Origin of the sequence: Nocardioides sp. (assembly GCF_035429765.1) — a bacterium.
Lineage (GTDB): Bacteria > Actinomycetota > Actinomycetes > Propionibacteriales > Nocardioidaceae > Nocardioides.
In genome coordinates this window covers 26,881-42,954 of the sequence record NZ_DAOMFK010000001.1, presented here as the reverse complement: position 1 = coordinate 42,954, position 16,074 = coordinate 26,881, and the positions used below count along the sequence as shown (strand labels likewise).

Genomic DNA, 16,074 nt, shown 5'->3' with positions numbered 1-16,074 from the left:
GTGATCCTCTCCGCCTCGCTCCGCAAGTCGGCCACCGACCTGACGCGGCGGCGGGCGCGGACGGTGTTCAGCGTGCTCACGCTGGCGATCGCGGTGGCGAGCATCTCCTTCTTCGCGATTCCCACGCTGATCGACCGTGCGATGCAGGAGGAGGTGCGCGCGGGGCGCCTCGCGGACGTGACGCTCCATCTGCGGCCGGTGAGGCTCACCGACGAGCAGCTGGCAGGGCTCGCCGCTCTTCCGAACGTGAAGGCCGTGGCACCCCGCTCGAGCGTCGACGTGCGGGTGCTGGTGGGTGAACGGCGCGCGCCGGCGCGCGTCATCGGCGTACGGGAGTTCGCGGACCAGGGCGTGGACCTCGTGCGGGTGGAGTCTGGAGCGGTCCCGGGCCCTGGCGAGCTCCTCGCCGACGTGCAGGACACGAACGTCGGCGTGTACGACGGATCCGCCGGCGACACCCTCGTGGTGCTCGGTGAGGGGGGTGAACGCACCGAGCTCGTGGTCAGCGGCCGCGGTCGCAGCCTCCCGGGCGGCGAACAGGTGCAGGACGAGAGCGTGATCGTCCTCTACGCCCCCGCGGACACGGTGGTGGCCCTGGGTGGGGACGCCGGGTTCGGCGAGCTGGCCCTGCGGCTGGACGACCCGAGCCCTGACACTGCCGCGGAGACGGTCGCCGCGGTGCGCCGCGACCTGGCTGCGGCGCCCGGCTTCGCCGGGTTCTCCGACCTGCCGGACCTGCGGGCACCGGGAGACTGGCCGGGGAAGGCGGACACCGAGGAGTTCGCGCAGCTGCTGGGTGTGATCACCGTGCTGGCGCTTCTCTCCGCCCTGGTCCTGATCTCGAACACGACCAGTACCCTCGTGGCCGAGCAGACCCGCGAGATCGGGATCATGCGGGCGATCGGCGCCCGCCGCCACCAGGTGGCGCTGGTCTACCTGAGGACGACCCTGCTGCTGGGCGCGCTCGGAGCGGTCGTCGGCGTAGGGCTCGGGATCCTGCTCTCCGGCCTCCTCGCCCGCTACTTCGGCTCGACCTTCTGGGCGATCGACGTGGGCTTCGGCGTGGATCCCCTCGTGCTGGCGATCAGCGTCCTCGTCGGACTCCTGACGCCGCCCCTTGCGGCCCTGCCGGCTGTCCGCCGGGCGCTGCGGGTCGACCTGCGCGAGGCGCTGGAAGCCAGCGGCTCGATGGTGGGCACGCAGGGCGCGGCCGACCGCGTGCTGCAGCGCATCGGCTTCCTGCCGCGGGTGATCCAGATCGGCCTGCGCAACGTCGGGAGGCGTGGGCGACGCAGCCTCGCCACCGCCTCGATCGTGGCGCTGGCGGTCGGGAACCTGCTCGCGGTGCTGGCCCTGGCGCAGGCCGCGACCGAGGCCACCAGGACCTCCTGGGGCGACCACCTCGAGGATGTGCAGATCTCGACCGGTGGGCGGGCGCTCTTCGATCAGCGCGCAGAGCGGGTGATCCGCTCGACACCGGGAGTCTCCGAGGCCGAGCCCGTGCTCAAGAACACCGTGGAGCTCGCGGGCCGGGAGGCCTTCGTGTGGGGCATGGAGCGCGATCCGCTCTTCCGGTACCGGCTCGCCGGCGGCCGCTGGTTCAGTGCCGCCGAGGCGCAGGCCGCCGCGCAGGTCGCCGTGATCGAGCGCAACATCGCCCAGACCCTCGGAGTGGAGGTGGGCGAGCGGGTCACGCTCACCACGGCGGGCGGAGAGGCCGACTTCCGCATCGTCGGGGTCGCGAAGAACCAGCAGGAGAACGGGACCGCGCTCTACGTCCCGCTCGCCACCGCTCGAGCGCTCCTGGGACAGCCGACCGGCGCCAGCGCGTACTGGATCAAGACGGACTCGCCAGACCAGGCGACGGTCGACCGCACCACCAGCCTGGTCGAGGACCGGCTCGCCGCGCTCGGCCACGACGTCACCAGCGAGATCAGGTACGTCGCGGAGCGGGACGAGGTCGCCGCGAACAGCACGCTGACAACCTCGATCGCCGTGCTCGGCTTCGTGATCGTGGCGATGAGCATGGTCGGGCTCGCGAACGCCATCACCACCAACGTCCTCGAGCGCACCCGCGAGATCGGCATCCTGCGCAGCATCGGCGCACGCGCGCGCGACATCCGCCGTATCTTCACGACCGAAGGGATGGCGCTGGCGCTCGGAGGCTGGCTCCTCGGCATCCCGCTCGGCTACGCCCTCACGCGCCTGCTCCTGTGGCTGGTCTGGGAGGTCGTCGACGTGCGCCTCCCGGTCACCTTCCCCGCGCAGAACATTCCCATCGCCCTCGTCGGCACGGCGGCCCTGGCACTCCTCGTGCTGTTCCTCCCGGTGCGCCGAGCGGTCCGGTTCCGGCCAGGCGACGCGCTCCGCTACGCCTGAGCACCCGGATCGGCATGCTGGTCATCGCGAGCAGGCGGGCTCCAGCGTGGCGAACGGGTGCTCGAAAAGTGTTACCATTCCGTGACCTGGAGACCGGTGGATAACCCCGGTTTCGGGGGTCTCAATGTCGGTGGCGTCTGGTTGCGTGGTTCTCATGCTGCTCGTGGATGAGACCGGTGCCCCGTTCGAGGTCGACGACCTCGACGCCGAGGGTGTGCTGGCGTCCGCGCGGATGTCTGAGCGCCAGGTCCGACGGGCCGAGCTGGTCAAGCTCGAGCTGGCTGCCCACTGGTGCGTGCTGCACCCGCCGACGGAGGAGACCGGCTACTCGGCCTGGAACAACGACCTGGTCGCCGAGGTGGCGGGCCCGGAGACCCTGGGCGGTGACGGTACGCCGGGGGTCGCCGCGTTCACCCCGGAGCCGTTCGGCGCCGCTCTCGGGATCACCACCCACTCGGCGATGTCGCTCCTTGCCGACGTCCTGGACCTCCAGCACCGCCTGCCGCATCTGTGGGCCGGTGTGCAGGACCTGGCCCTCGCGGCCTGGAAGGCCCGACGGGTCGCCGCCCAGACAAGGGACCTCCCGTTGGCCGCGGCCCTCTGGGTCGATGAGAAGCTGGCCGGCCGCCTCGACCGGATCGGTCCGGTCACGATCGACCGCCTCGTGGAGGAGGCGAAGGCGGAGTTCGACCTGGAGCGGCACCGGCAGCGCGAGGAGGTCGAGCGCGAACACTGGGGCGTCCGCCTCCGCCACGGGAACGCGCTGACCGGTTTCGCCGGAACGTCGCGGATCGAGATCACCGGTGACTCCGCCGACCTCCAGCGCTTCCACGACCTCGTCTGCGACCACGCCCAGACCCTCGGCCAGCTGGGGGACGAGGGTTCCTGGGAGGTCCGCAAGGCCCGGGCCGTCGGCATCATCGCCGGGAACCCCACCGCACTCGACCAGATCCTCGACGAGGTGTTCCGCGACGCCGCCACGACACCCGCGAAGCCGGTCAGGTCCGTGACCAGACGCCGCGACAGCGTCCTCTACGTGCACGTCAGCCCCGAGCGGTGGAGCTGGGGGCCCCGGGCGGACCAGGCGGGAACGACGGACGGGCTAGGCACAGCCGAGGGACTCGGTCCGGCCACCCTCGCCACGCTCCTCGGGTGGCTCAAGGGCACCCGCGTCCGCATCCAGCCGGTCCTGGACCTGTCTCGCACCGACGGGGTGGACGCCCACGACCCGCCCGCCTGGTTGGCCGAGCTGGTCCGGCTCCGCGATCCCCACTGCGTCTTCCCCCACTGCCATCGGCACGCCCGACGCTGCGACCTCGACCACATCGTCCCCTACGACGACACCGGACCGCCCGGTCAGACCGTCCCTGAGAATCTCGCTCCGCTGTGCCGGCGCCATCACAGAGCCAAGACGCACGGCCGCTGGCGGTACGAACGCCTCAGCGACGGCAGCTACCACTGGCGGTCCCCCCACGGCACCGTGTACGTCGTTCTCCCCGAAGGCACCCTCGCCCTCTGAGCCCCGTCCAGTGGCACGGTGGACGAGCCCTCCCGGTCGGAGGACACCCCGGGTCACAGGTGTTCCGCGGGCTGTGGGCATGCCCGGTGACGACGATGCGGGGCCCGAGAGCGCGGCGTACCAGCCGGCCAGGCGGCCGCTGCGGCTGACCTCGGCGAGACGTCGTTCCACCGCGTCCCGCTGCTGTCGGGGCGTCGCCACCAGCAGGTGGTCGCCGCTGCGGAGCACGGTGGTGGGTGCCGGGGTGAGGATCTCCCCGCCACGCAGCAGCATCGACACCGACGTCCCCCGCGGGAGCCGGAGCTCGGCGATCTCGACACCGGCGAGTCGAGAGCCCCGGGGGATGGCGAGCTGCAGCAGCGTGGCGTTGAGCGCCTCGAGCGGCGCGGACTCGACGGCGAGCTCCCGCGTGGCCCCGCCCTCGGCGACGCCGAGCCTCCGGGCGACCGCCGGCAGCGTGGGCCCCTGGATGAGGGTGAACAGCACGACCAGCAGGAACACGACGTCGAAGATCCGGGTCGCCCCGGGGAGGCCGAGGCTCATCGGGATGGTCGCCAGCACGATCGGTACGGCGCCGCGCAGGCCGGCCCAGCTCACGAACGCCTGCTCACGCCACGGCATCCGGAAGGGCGTGGCGCACACCAGGACAGAGACGGGACGGGCCACCAGGGTCAGGGCCGAGCCCACCACGAGCGCGAACGGCAGGGCGTCCCACAGCCGGCTGGGGCTGGCCAGCAGGCCGAGCATGATGAACAGTCCGATCTGTGACAGCCAGGCCAGGCCCTCCACGAAGCTCGAGGTGGTCGCGCGGTGCGGGAGAACGGCGTTCCCGAGCGTCAGGCCGGTGACGTAGATGGCCATCAGCCCGCTGGCACCGGCAAGTCCGGCGACGGCGAAGCCGAGGAACGCGATCGCCAACGTGGCGATCGGGTAGAGGCCTGAGGCGGGCAGCGCGCTCCGGACGAGCACCCACACACCGGCGCGCGCGACGACGAAGCCGATCGCCACCCCAGCGGCCAGCTGGTAGAGGACCTGGCCCCCCACGCCCGCCACCCCGGCCTCGCCCCACGCCGAGGACGTGACGACCGTGACGAGGATGATCACCGGAGGGTCGTTGAAACCGGACTCGGCCTCGACCACCGCCCGCAGCCTGCCGCGCACCGGGAGGCGGCGCAGCACCGCGAACACCGCGGCGGCGTCGGTCGAGGAGGCCACCGCGCCCAGGATGATCGCGGTTCGTACGTCGACGTCGAGGACGAGGTAGACCAGCGACGACGTCACCAGCACAGAGACCGCCACCCCGACCGTCGCGAGGACCAGCGCGAGTCCCGCGACCGGCCGGACCACCCGCCAGTCCGTGGTGAACCCACCCTCGGCGAGGATCACCGCCAGCGCGATCGTGCCGAGGAGCTGGGTCAGCTCGGCGTCCTCGAAGTGCAGCCCGAGACCGGCCTCCCCGATCGCGACCCCGATCGCGAGGTAGAGCAGCAGCATCGGGAGCCCTGCCCGGGTGGAGAGCCGGACCGCGGCGACCGCGGCGAGCAGGACCACGGCGCCGACCAGCAGCACCAGGTTCAGCCCACCGAGGTCCATACGCCGGTCCTTCCGGTGGACGGGACGGTCGGCGAGACCAGCAGGTGCTCCACCGCGTCCACCTCCAGTCTCAGCAGCCGGACGCGGTGCTCTCTGAGCACCACGTCGGCCGCCTCCACGCAGCCACGGAGTAGTGCCGGCAGGACGGCGGGCAGCTCTGACAGCGGGTACTGCACCACCAGCGGCTCGAGTCGCTCGCCGATGAGGTGGGCCACGGCCGGTCCCGGCTCGGCGTACTCGGACCCGCGGCGCGGCGCCGCCCGGGCCACGTGTGCGACCAGCAGCAGCCGCAGCTCCGCGCCGTCGGCGGTACGCGCGCGGACGGTCACCAGCTCGGGGTGCGGCTCGACGTCGACGTACAGCACCTGCTCGAGGACAGGCACCCGAACGGTGAGCCCGTCGCCTCGCACCCGAGCCACCCGACCGCGGCGGGTGACGACCAGCAGCTGGCCGGGGGCGACCCATCGGAGGCTGGCGACGAGGAGCACGACCAGCCCGGCACCTCCGGCGAGGACGATCATCACGATCGGCGCCACGCGGTCGTCCACCACCTTCTCCTGTTTCTCCTGACTGGCCGTGCTCCCTCGTCACCTCCAGGCAACCAGGCCGCAGGGCCGCGGAGTATGGGGTCCTCCACCCATTTCGAACGGCACCCGTGCGATCGGGCTGTGCCCGCGACCAGCCATGCGGGAGAGTGGCGGGGTGCGGCTGACGAGCTCCTCGATCTACTGGAAGGTGTGCCTGATCAACGGCGCAGTGCTGTGCGTCGGGACCCTGGCGCTGGTGCTGTCCCCCGCCAGCATCTCTCGTCGAGCGGTGGTGTCGGAGCTGGTCGTGCTGGCCGTCGGCCTGACCCTGATGCTGGTGGCCAACGGTCTGCTGCTGAGGTCGGTGCTGACGCCGGTGGACCGCGTCATCCGTGCCATGCGGACCGTGCAGCTCGGCGGGGCCGCCAGCCGCCTCGAGGAGCCGAGCAGTGGTCCGGGTGGCCGCCTGGTGCGCAGCTACCACGCGATGCTGGACCGGCTGGAGGCGGAGCGCGCTGCGAGCAGCGCCATGGCCCTCGCCGCCCAGGAGGCGGAGCGCCGGCGGATCGCCCAGGAGCTGCACGACCAGGTGGGCCAGAGCCTGACCGTGGTGCTGCTCGGGCTCAAGGGCATCCAGGACCGGGCACCGGTCGAGCTGCAGGAGGAGCTGGTCGTGGTCCGGGAGAGCACCCGCTCGGCGCTGGACGACGTACGCCGGGTCGCTCGGGAGCTGCGCCCCGGCGTACTGGACGACCTCGGCCTGCTGGCCGCACTGTCCGCGCTCGCGACCGACGTCTCGGCCCACGGTGGGCCCGTGGTGCGCCGGAGGTTCGGCGCCGGCCTCCCGGACCTCGGGCCGGAGACGGAGCTGGTGGTCTACCGGGTCGCCCAGGAGGCGCTGACGAATGCCGTGCGGCACGCCGGGGCCGCGCGGATCGAGCTCTCGCTGCTCCGGGTCGGCGACCACTTGGAGCTCGAGGTGACCGACGACGGTGGCGGCTTCCCCGGCCCCGTCGAGGAGCACGCCGGCACCGGCCTGGCCGGGATGACCGACCGCGCTTCGCTGGTCGGCGGGTCCGTGACGGTCGTCTCGACACCGGGCCGCGGGACGACCGTCCGTCTGTCGGTGCCCCTGCGAGTCGGGGACGTCCGGTGATCCGGATCCTGCTGGCCGACGACCACGCCCTGGTCCGCCGCGGGGTCCGGCTCATCCTCGAGCAGCAGCCAGACCTGGAGGTGGTGGCCGAGGCCGCGGACGGCCGCGAGGCGCTCGACGTCCTGCGCGGTACTGAGGTCGACCTCGTGGTGCTGGATATCGCGATGCCCACGATGACCGGCCTGCAGGCGGCGCGGGAGATCAGGCGGTACCGCAACCCGCCACGCATCCTGATGCTCTCGATGCACGACAACGAGCAGTACTTCTTCGAGTCGTTGCGGCTCGGCGCCAGCGGGTACGTGCTGAAGTCGGTGGTCGACGAGGACCTGGTGGAGGCCTGCCGAGCCGCGATGCGCGACGAGGCGTTCGTCTACCCGGGCGCGATGGGTGCGCTGGTGCGCGACTACCTCGACCGCGTCGCGCGCGGCGAGCGGGTCAGGCAGACCGTGCTCACCCCGCGTGAGGACGAGGTGCTCAAGCTGATCGCCGAGGGCCGCTCCACCAAGGAGATCGCGCGCATCCTCTCCATCAGCACCAAGACGGTCGAGAAGCACCGTGCCAGCATCCTCGCCCGCCTCGGCATGCGCGACCGCACCGAGCTCACCCGGTACGCCATCCGCGCCGGACTGGTCGAGCCGTGAGCGACGAGGCGTCGCCGTCTCCCGAGCAGGTCTACAACATCCGAACCTGAACTCACGTAGCATGCTTCCCATGAGTCTGGGACAGTGGACGTTCCTGTCCAACCACGGCCACGTGCTGGTCGTGCTCGCCCGGGACCCGGACGCGCGGATGCGCGACGTGGCCATGTCGGTGGGGATCACCGAGCGGGCGGTGCAGGAGATCGTCCGCCACCTGGTGGACCAGGGCTACCTGCACCGGACGAAGGTCGGGCGCCGCAACCGGTACGACGTGGTCAGGGGCGCCCACTTCCGCCACGAGCTGGAGTCCCGGGTCACCCTCGGTGAGTTCCTGGACATGGTGGTGCCCCTGACGCACGAGTCAGTGCCGCGGGCCGGCCGGGGCGGGAGCGGACGAGGCCGGCTCGCTGACTGACCCCGGGGCGGAGCCCTGCTGGCCACGGGTCGCCCGCAGGCTGGCCACGACGGCGAGGGTGATGCTGGTCGCGATGACCGTCACGGACAGCCAGATCGGCACCTTGTAGACGTCCAGGAGCAGCATCTTCACGCCCACGAAGACCAGGATCGCGGCGAGGCCGGTCTTGAGGTACACGAAGCGGTGGATCAGGTCCGCGAGCAGGAAGTACATCGCCCGCAGCCCGAGGATCGCGAACGCGTTGCTGGTGAACACCAGGAAGGGTTCCTGGGTCACGGCGAAGATGGCGGGGATCGAGTCGACCGCGAAGATGATGTCCGTGGTCTCCACGAGGACCAGGACCGTGAAGAGCGGGGTGGCGAGCCACCTGCCGCCCTTCTTCACCCAGAACTTCTGGCCGTGGTACTCGTCGGTGCTCGGGACCCGCCTGCGGACGAGTCTGAGCACGGGGTTGCGCGAGGGGTCCATCTCGTCGTGACGGTGGCGGAACATCTTCCAGCCCGTGAAGACCAGGAAGGCGCCGAACAGGTAGAGGATCCAGGCGAAGTTCTCGATCAGCACCGTGCCGCCGGCGATGAAGACGGCCCGGAAGACGAGAGCGCCGAGCACCCCGTAGAACAGCACGCGGTGCTGGTACTCCCGGGGCACGGCGAAGTAGGTGAAGATCAGCGCGAAGACGAACACGTTGTCGATCGCGAGCGACTTCTCGATCAGGTAGCCGGCGAAGTACTCACCCCCGGCCCGGGCGCCGTACGCCCACCAGACAACCCCGCCGAAGGCGAGTCCCAGCGTGACCCAGACCGCCGACCAGGTCGCCGCCTCCTTGACCGAGACGACGTGGGCGGTGCGGTGCGCGAGCAGGTCCACTGCCAGCATCGCGAGAATGACGGCGAGGACAGCAGCCCACGCCCAGAAGGGGACATCCATCGGTGACCTCCAGCGGTTCCGTCGAGCGGGTCGTTGGAGGTCTCCCCCGCCGTCGCCGGTGCGGCGACGGCCGACGTACCGGTCCGGACCGGCCGGACGGAGTGACGGTAGCGTCGAGGTGGGGTACTCCCCTCGTGCGCTACAGTATTCACGAATAGTTCTTCGTCTGTCAAGGAAACGGAGCGAGCCCGATGACGTCCGCACCAGCCCCCACCGCCTCGGCTGCCGCGACCCTGAGGCGGGACAACGCACTTGCCGGCGTGTTCCACCTCGCCCAGGCGGTCGCCGTGCTGGCACTGGCGACGAGCTTCGCGCTGCCGGTGACCTCCTCCTACCTCGCGGGGCCGCCCGGCACGCCTCCCGCGGACCCCGAGACGCTGTTCGAGATCTCGACCGGCGCCGCGGTGGCGGCCTTCCTGGCGCTCTCGGCGCTGGCGCACTTCCTGGTCACCACCGTGTGGTGGCGTCGGTACCTGGCCCACCTCGCCCGCGGCATCAACCCGGCCCGGTGGGTGGAGTACTCGCTGTCCTCCTCGCTGATGATCGTGCTGATCGCGCAGCTCGTCGGGATCTTCGACGTCGCGGCCCTCATCTGCCTGTTCGGCGTCAACGCCTCGATGATCCTCTTCGGCTGGCTCCAGGAGCGCTACGAGGAGCCGCGCAGCGGCGGCTGGCTGCCGTTCGTCTTCGGGTGCGTGGCGGGCATCGTCCCCTGGCTGGCGATCACGGTGTACCTGCTGTCCCTCGGCTCGGCCTCGTCGGTGGCTCCCCCCGGGTTCGTCTACGGGATCTTCGTGTCGCTCTTCGTGTTCTTCAACGTCTTCGCGCTCAACCAGTGGCTGCAGTACCGCGGCCGGGGCCGCTGGGCCGACTACCTCTTCGGCGAGCGGATCTACATCCTGCTCAGCCTCACGGCGAAGTCGGCCCTGGCCTGGCAGGTCTTCGCGGGCACCCTCGCCGGCTGAGGTGCGTCACGCCAGCCGCGCGGGGAATCCCCCGGTGGCGACCGGACCCCAGCGGCTGGGGGTGATGCGCAGGAGCGACTTGCCCTGGTCCACCATGGCCTGCCGGTACTCGTCCCAGTCGGAGTGCTCCCCGGCGATGTTGCGGAAGTACTCGACGAACGCGTCGAGCGCGACCGGCCCGTCGGCGGCGTCAAGGACCTCGCAGGTGCCGTCGACCTGCACCCAGGCGCCGTCGAACTCGTCGGAGAGCACCAGGACACTGACGCTCGGGCGGGACCGGGCGTTGCGGGTCTTGGCCCGTTCGGGATAGCTGGAGATGACGATCCGGCCCGAGTCGTCGACACCGCCGGTGACCGGGGATGCCTGCGGGGAGCCGTCGGCCCGCTCGGTGATCAGGACCATCATGTGCCGCGGTCGGACGAAGTCGAGCAGGCCGTCGAGGCTGACCTGGGTGTTGGAGGCGATCGTGCGGGCCATGGGTCCATGCTCCCGCCTGCCCCGAGGTCTGCCAAGGGACGGGTCCGCCGAGGCCGCCGGCCTCCCGCAGCCCCAGGTCGAGCGGCACCCGCGTCAGACGGTCTCCGGGGACGGCCGACCGGAGCCGGGGCTCTCCGCCACGCGGTACGCCGCCCGCTTCGGCGCCACGTGCCGCATCAGGAACTCGGGGCGTCGCTGCCCGTCAGGGCCGGGTCCCGGGCGGGTCATCGACAGCCAGCGGCGGTAGACCTCTCGCGACTTGGTGACGTCGACCTGCACGTCGCCGTACCGGTCCTCGGGTCGGGCCTTCTCGATCCGCACCTTCTGGTGCCAGCAGTGCATGCCGGAGACCGGGTCGGGCTGGACCGGGAAGGTGAGGTTCTGGTGCACGCCGGGGTCGTCCCAGTAGATGCGCTCGGAGTCGGGGTCCTCGCTGGTGAACGGTCCGACGCCGTCGGTGTAGCGCAGGCTCCAGACGCCCTCGTCGGTGCGGCGGAGGTTCACCGTGCCCATGACCCATCGGCTGCCGGGGTGCCCGTCCTGGGTCCAGCGGCCCATGTGGTGGGAGAGGCCCACCACCCCGGGGCGGATCGCCTCGGTCGCCCAGACCCGGACCACGAAGTGGCCGATCTCGGTGGTGACCCGCACCAGGTCACCGGTCCGCACCCCCATCTGCCGGGCGTCACCGGCGTTGAACCACAGCGGGTGGGTGTTGGAGATCTCGTTGAGGTACTTGGCGTTGCCCGAGCGGGTGTGGATCAGCGTGGGGAGCCGGAAGTTCGGCATGAGCACGAACTCGTCGTCGCTGCGGTTGATGCGCGCCGCGGCCACGTGGGACTCGATGTACCCGGGGGTGGCGTGCTCGGGCCAGCCCCAGTCGGCCAGCGTGGTCGAGTAGAGCTCGAGCTTGCGCGAGGGCGAGAGCCAGCCGGCGGTCCGCGAGCCGTCCGGGTGCTGCAGCCCGACGGCGCCGGCCTCGCCGACCAGCGGCGGGGCGGTGTCCAGCGTCACCGGCTTGCGCAGCACACCGTGGTCGTCGGGGGCCGCGCCCTCCAGCTCGGCCTCGGTGAGCGGGCGCTCGTCGAGCCGGTAGAGGTCCTTGGCGACTTCGAAGACGCCGTACTTGCGCATGTACTGCAGCGGGCTCAGGCCCTGGGCGGCGGCGGCCTCGGGCAGACCGGGCACGCTCCGGCGGAAGAGGACGTCGTAGTACTCGTCGGTGGTGATCCGCTCGCCGGGCCGGTCCGGGGACTCGAACCAGCGGCGGATGCCGAGCGACCCGTCCGGGTCGATCTGCCAGGACAGCTCGAACCAGAACTCGTTCTCCTCCCAGACCTCGCCGGGGTTGGCGTCCCGGCTGTCGCGGTAGGGGATCCCCTGCTGCTCCATCGCGACGCGGGTCACCGGCTGCCGGAAGGCGATCCACTTGGCCGCGTGGGTCTCGAACGACATCGTGTCGTGCCGTTCGGAGGCGTGACCCATCGGCAGCACGTAGTCGGCGAACGTGGCCGACTCGCTCCAGGTGGGCGTCAGGGCGACGTGCAGGCCGATCTTGGTCTCGTCCTTGAGCACGTCGATCCAGGTGAACCCGTCGGGGTTCACCCACAGCGGGTTGTAGACCCGGCTGAAGTAGACCTCGAGCCGGCCGCGGCCGTCCTTGAGCAGGTGCGGCAGCAGGATCGACATCTCGTTGGTGGTCAGCGGGTACTCCGCGGGCCAGAGCATCTCGCTCCAGACGTCGTGCGGTGGCGGCATGTCGGGGAAGTGGGCGATGAACTTGTCCCACCCGTTGGGGTGGGTCCCGCCCTCGGTGCCGATGCTGCCGGTCAGCACGTTGAGGAAGAACAGGCTGCGGGTGATCTGCCAGCCGCCGAGGTTCCCGGCCGCCGCCGACCGCCAGGTGTGCGTGGCCAGCCGCGAGCCGGCCTGCCCGACGTAGGTGGCGAACTCCTCGATCTGCTCGACCGGCACGTGCGCGAGCTGCGCAGCGCGCTCGAAGGTCCACTCCGCGTAGTCGTGCGTGAGCAGCTCGAGGAACACCTCGAAGTCCCGTGGCGCGTCCGGGTGCAGCCGCTCGAGGTAGACGTCCCAGTTCACCCAGCGGCGCAGGAAGTCGCGGTCCACCCGGCCGGTGCGCAGGAGGTACGACGCGACCGCGAGGAAGATGGCCGACTCGCTGCCGGGCCAGGGGGAGATCCAGAGGTCGGCGTGCGAGGCGGTGTTCGACAGCCGCAGGTCCAGGACCACCACCTTGGCGCCGTTCTGCTTGGCCTCCATGATCCGCTGTGCGTGCGGGTTGAAGTAGTGGCCGGTCTCGAGGTGGCTGGACTGCAGCACGATCACCCGCGCGTGGGCGTAGTCGGGCGAGGGCCGGTCGTAGCCCATCCAGTGGGTGTACCCGGACCGGCCGCCGGACGAGCAGACGTTCGTGTGGCTGTTGTGCCCGTCCACCCCCCAGGCCTGCAGCACCCGCTCGGCGAAGCCGTCCTCGCCTGGGCGTCCGACGTGGTACATCACCTCGTCGCGCCGGTCCTCGACGATCGCAGCGCGGACCCGCGCGGCGATGTCGCTGAGCGCCTCCTCCCACGAGACCCGCTCGAACCGTCCCGAGCCGCGCTCCCCCACCCGCCGGAGCGGGTGGAGGATCCGCTCCGGGTCGTGGACCTGGTTGATGGTGGCCGGCCCCTTGGCGCAGTTGCGGCCCCGGGAGCCGGGGTGGGCGGGGTTGCCCTCGAACTTCTTGATCGAGAGGTCCTCGTGGTCCACGTAGGCCAGCAGCCCGCAGGAGGACTCGCAGTTGAAGCAGATCGTGGGGATCAGCGAGTAGGTGTGCGGGACCTTGCGGGGGTGCGCCTTGGCGTCGTACTCCACGTGGTGGTCCCACTCCGACGGCGGCGGGAAGTTGCGCAGCCGCTCGTGGCGACGCGCTCCGGGGAGGGGCACCTCGGCGGTCATCGCTCTCTCCTGGGATAGGTGGACCGGCTCACGACAGGGGGACGTCCTGACCGGCGCGCAGGTACGCCGACTCGTAGGCCAGCAGCGCCGGCTGGACCAGCAGGCCGGCGACGACGAGCGCGGCCGATGCGCCGCCGTTCCAGCCGAAGGCCGCCACGACGAGCGCGGCGCCCGCCGGGGCGACGCCTCCCCACCAGAACAGCCGGGCGTAGCGGCCGGAGGTCATCACGTGCGCGGCGACCGTGGCCTGCCGGCTGGCGTGCCGGCCGCCGAGGTCCACGGCGAGCATGAGGAGATGCAGGAGGACCGCAGCCACGAACACCCGGGCCAGGAACGCCGCGGTCGCCGCGGAAAGGCCGGCCGGCCCGGCCAGCACGAGCAGCGCGCCTCCGCCGACCATGGCGGCCTGCACGAGGAGGTGCCAGAAGAGGACCGGGGACTGCCACAGGTCCCGCCCCTCGGCCTGCCCGAAGAGGAAGGCGGTGTAGCCGGCGGTGAGTGCCCCCGCCGGGATCGCCAGCCACGCGAGAACGTCGCGGGCGCCGTCGACCTCGAGCAGGGAGGCCGCCAGCCAGAGCGCGGCCACACCGGAGAAGGCGACCAGTGCGTAGGCGCCGAGCACGAGCCAGGAGCGGAAGTTGGACTTCAAGAAGATGTACAGGAACCGCTCGGGTCGCTTGAGGTCCCAGACCAGCAGCGCACCGGTGACGGCGGCACCGGCCAGCCCGAGTGCCGGTGCGCCGTAGGTCCCGACCCAGCCGAGCTGGTAGCCGAGCAGCCAGGCGAGCGCCGCGACGGCGAGCGCACCGGCCCCGACCGCCTTGGCCCACAGGTAGGTGGTGACCCGCCACCCCCAAGGTCGCGGGTGCGCGGTGTTCAGCGTGGTACGCGCGTTGGTCGTGGGGTCGCCGGGGAGGTCACCGGCGGTCTCCAGCCGGTGCGCGTCCGGCCTGGCCCACAGGTAGGTGTCGTCCACGGGGGCGGCGAGCGGGTCGAGCACGGCCCGGTCCGCCCCGAGGTAGAACACGTTGGGGCCGGTGTTCTGCTCCGGGGCCCGCACCATCGTCTGTTCGGTGCTCACCAGCCGGGCGATCCCGCTGGTCGGGTCGTCCAGGTCCCCCACCCAGATCGAGTGCGTCGGGCAGACCACCACGCAGGCCGGCTCCAGACCCTCGTCGACCCGGTGCGCGCACATGTTGCACTTGGCTGCGGTGTGGGTGTCGGCGTCGATGTAGATCGCGTCGTAGGGGCAGGCCTGCATACAGCTCTTGCAGCCGATGCAGCGGCTGTTGTCGAAGTCAACGATGCCGTCCTCGCGCTTGAACAGCGCCTGCGTCGGGCAGATCTGCACGCACGGAGCGTCGGTGCAGTGGTTGCACCGCATCACCCCGAAGGACCTTGTCGTGTCCGGGAAACTCCCGGTGTCGACGTACTTCACCCACGTTCGGAACTGACCCAGCGGCACCTCGTGCTCGGTCTTGCAGGCCACCGTGCAGGCGTGGCAGCCGATGCAGGTGCGCTGGTCGATCGCGAAGCCGTAGCGCACGGCTCAGCCCTTCCGGCTCCCCGGCGCCTCCGCGCCGGGCTCAGCCGTGGTGTCCTCGCCCATGGCACGCGTTCCCTTCCGTCCTGACAGGTTCGGCCGGACCTGGTTGTGTCGTGTGGGGCGCGACACTACATTCGTCCATGCGAATAGAACAGCACAGAGTCGAGAGGCACCGTGATCGAGGAGCCGTCCGCGGGGACCGAGGGACCACGGTCTCCCCTGCATCAGGTCGGCGAGGCCCCCGACTACCGCTTCACCCTGGCCAACGAGCGGACCTTCCTGGCGTGGATCCGCACCTCCCTCGCGCTGACGGCCGCCGGGGTCGCGGTCATCCAGCTGGTGCCCGGCCTCACCGTGATCAGGCACGTCCTCGGCATCCTGCTCATCGCACTCGGCGGCCTGCTGTCCGCGGTCTCCTACCGGCACTGGGAGCAGAACGAGCGGGCGATGCGCCTCGGTGAGCAGCTGCCGCACTCCATGGTGCCCCGGCTCGTCGGGTACGCCCTGTCCCTGGCAGCCGTCGCGGCCCTGGTGCTCATCGTCGTGGACCTGTTCCGATGAGCCGCGGCTGGTCGGGGCCGCGACGCCGGAGGGAGACGGCGGTCGACCGGGGTCTGCAGGCCGAACGGACCACGATGGCCTGGCAACGCACTGCCCTCGGCCTGGGCGGCGTCTCCGCGCTGCTGCTGCACCGCGCCGCCGGCAACCCGCTGGCGGCCCTTCCCGGGATCGCCGGGATGCTGGTCGCCCTGGGCCTGCTGGTGGTGGTCGAGCGACGGTACGACCGCACCGTCCGCCGGGTGGCCGCCGGGGAGGTGCCGGCCGGACCGGTACTGATCCGCACGGTCGCGGCCGCCTCGGTGGCCCTGGCCCTCGCCGCGCTCACCCTGGTCGCCGCAGGGCCCGGCTGAGCAGGGTCGGTCCGGGACCGCGGTCCCGCAGGCTGACGACGCGGGCATATGCTCGGCTCAGTGGGT

The 16,074-nt window shown here is 71.5% G+C and carries 14 protein-coding genes and 1 pseudogene; 8 read left to right on the top strand and 7 right to left on the bottom strand.

All coding sequences use genetic code 11. From position 1 onward, the window contains the following. On the top strand, window positions 1–2,379 hold the full coding sequence (locus PLP61_RS00175; protein WP_324499167.1) for an FtsX-like permease family protein: 2,379 nt from the start codon (window positions 1–3) through the stop codon (window positions 2,377–2,379). A 121-nt stretch (window positions 2,380–2,500) separates the two neighbouring features. Here the strand turns inward: PLP61_RS00175 and PLP61_RS00170 are convergent, their stop codons facing one another. Next, window positions 2,501–3,229, bottom strand: a complete 729-nt coding sequence (locus tag PLP61_RS00170) for a hypothetical protein (protein ID WP_324499165.1) — start codon at window positions 3,227–3,229, stop codon at window positions 2,501–2,503. Between the two features lie 111 nt (window positions 3,230–3,340). On the opposite strand from PLP61_RS00170, the gene PLP61_RS17100 reads away from it, so the two are divergent. Then, window positions 3,341–3,898 carry an HNH endonuclease signature motif containing protein gene (locus PLP61_RS17100; RefSeq protein WP_502888901.1) on the top strand — a complete coding sequence of 186 codons (558 nt, stop codon included), beginning with the start codon at window positions 3,341–3,343 and terminating at the stop codon, window positions 3,896–3,898. A 168-nt stretch (window positions 3,899–4,066) separates the two neighbouring features. Here PLP61_RS17100 and PLP61_RS00165 read toward each other — a convergent pair. Both PLP61_RS00165 and PLP61_RS00160 read right to left on the bottom strand, forming a co-directional pair. Continuing rightward, window positions 4,067–5,491: pseudogene (locus tag PLP61_RS00165) on the bottom strand (potassium/proton antiporter); the annotation flags it as partial. Next, window positions 5,473–6,039 (bottom strand): SPFH domain-containing protein, encoded by a 567-nt coding sequence (locus tag PLP61_RS00160; protein ID WP_324499161.1) that lies wholly within the window; start codon window positions 6,037–6,039, stop codon window positions 5,473–5,475. The gene PLP61_RS00160 and the pseudogene PLP61_RS00165, both read right to left, overlap by 19 nt. Before the next feature lie 154 nt (window positions 6,040–6,193). On the opposite strand from PLP61_RS00160, the gene PLP61_RS00155 reads away from it, so the two are divergent. The 3 genes from PLP61_RS00155 (at window position 6,194) to PLP61_RS00145 (ending at window position 8,227) form a co-directional block, all read left to right on the top strand. Continuing rightward, window positions 6,194–7,174: a HAMP domain-containing sensor histidine kinase gene (locus PLP61_RS00155; protein ID WP_324499159.1), complete on the top strand. Its 981-nt coding sequence runs from the start codon at window positions 6,194–6,196 to the stop codon at window positions 7,172–7,174. Further along, complete coding sequence (locus tag PLP61_RS00150) at window positions 7,171–7,815, top strand: response regulator (protein WP_324499157.1); 645 nt, start codon at window positions 7,171–7,173, stop codon at window positions 7,813–7,815. Before PLP61_RS00155 ends, PLP61_RS00150 begins: the two co-directional genes overlap by 4 nt. Window positions 7,816–7,885: 70 nt before the next feature. Beyond that, complete coding sequence (locus PLP61_RS00145) at window positions 7,886–8,227, top strand: winged helix-turn-helix domain-containing protein (RefSeq protein WP_324499155.1); 342 nt, start codon at window positions 7,886–7,888, stop codon at window positions 8,225–8,227. On the opposite strand, the gene PLP61_RS00140 is transcribed toward PLP61_RS00145, so the two are convergent. Next, window positions 8,174–9,154, bottom strand: a complete 981-nt coding sequence (locus PLP61_RS00140; RefSeq protein ID WP_324499153.1) for a TerC family protein — start codon at window positions 9,152–9,154, stop codon at window positions 8,174–8,176. The two genes, PLP61_RS00145 and PLP61_RS00140, sit on opposite strands and share 54 nt — an antisense overlap. A 191-nt stretch (window positions 9,155–9,345) precedes the next feature. On the opposite strand from PLP61_RS00140, the gene heR reads away from it, so the two are divergent. Next, window positions 9,346–10,119, top strand: a complete 774-nt coding sequence (heR, locus tag PLP61_RS00135; RefSeq protein ID WP_324499151.1) for a heliorhodopsin HeR — start codon at window positions 9,346–9,348, stop codon at window positions 10,117–10,119. Window positions 10,120–10,125: 6 nt separating this feature from the next. Here the strand turns inward: heR and PLP61_RS00130 are convergent, their stop codons facing one another. From PLP61_RS00130 to PLP61_RS00120, 3 genes are all read right to left on the bottom strand, one after another. After that, complete coding sequence (locus tag PLP61_RS00130) at window positions 10,126–10,596, bottom strand: PPOX class F420-dependent oxidoreductase (protein WP_324499149.1); 471 nt, start codon at window positions 10,594–10,596, stop codon at window positions 10,126–10,128. Between the two features lie 93 nt (window positions 10,597–10,689). Then, on the bottom strand, window positions 10,690–13,551 hold the full coding sequence (locus tag PLP61_RS00125; protein WP_324499146.1) for a molybdopterin-dependent oxidoreductase: 2,862 nt from the start codon (window positions 13,549–13,551) through the stop codon (window positions 10,690–10,692). A gap of 28 nt (window positions 13,552–13,579) precedes the next feature. Further along, window positions 13,580–15,097, bottom strand: a complete 1,518-nt coding sequence (locus PLP61_RS00120; protein ID WP_324499145.1) for a 4Fe-4S dicluster domain-containing protein — start codon at window positions 15,095–15,097, stop codon at window positions 13,580–13,582. A 174-nt stretch (window positions 15,098–15,271) separates the two neighbouring features. Between PLP61_RS00120 and PLP61_RS00115 the strand changes: the two genes are divergently transcribed. Beyond that, window positions 15,272–15,658, top strand: a complete 387-nt coding sequence (locus PLP61_RS00115; protein WP_324499143.1) for a YidH family protein — start codon at window positions 15,272–15,274, stop codon at window positions 15,656–15,658. Continuing rightward, a complete protein-coding gene (locus PLP61_RS00110) occupies window positions 15,655–16,008 on the top strand; it encodes a DUF202 domain-containing protein (protein WP_324499141.1) in 354 nt (117 codons plus the stop codon). The genes PLP61_RS00115 and PLP61_RS00110 overlap by 4 nt, the downstream gene beginning before the upstream one ends. The last annotated feature ends 66 nt before the right edge of the window (window positions 16,009–16,074 follow it).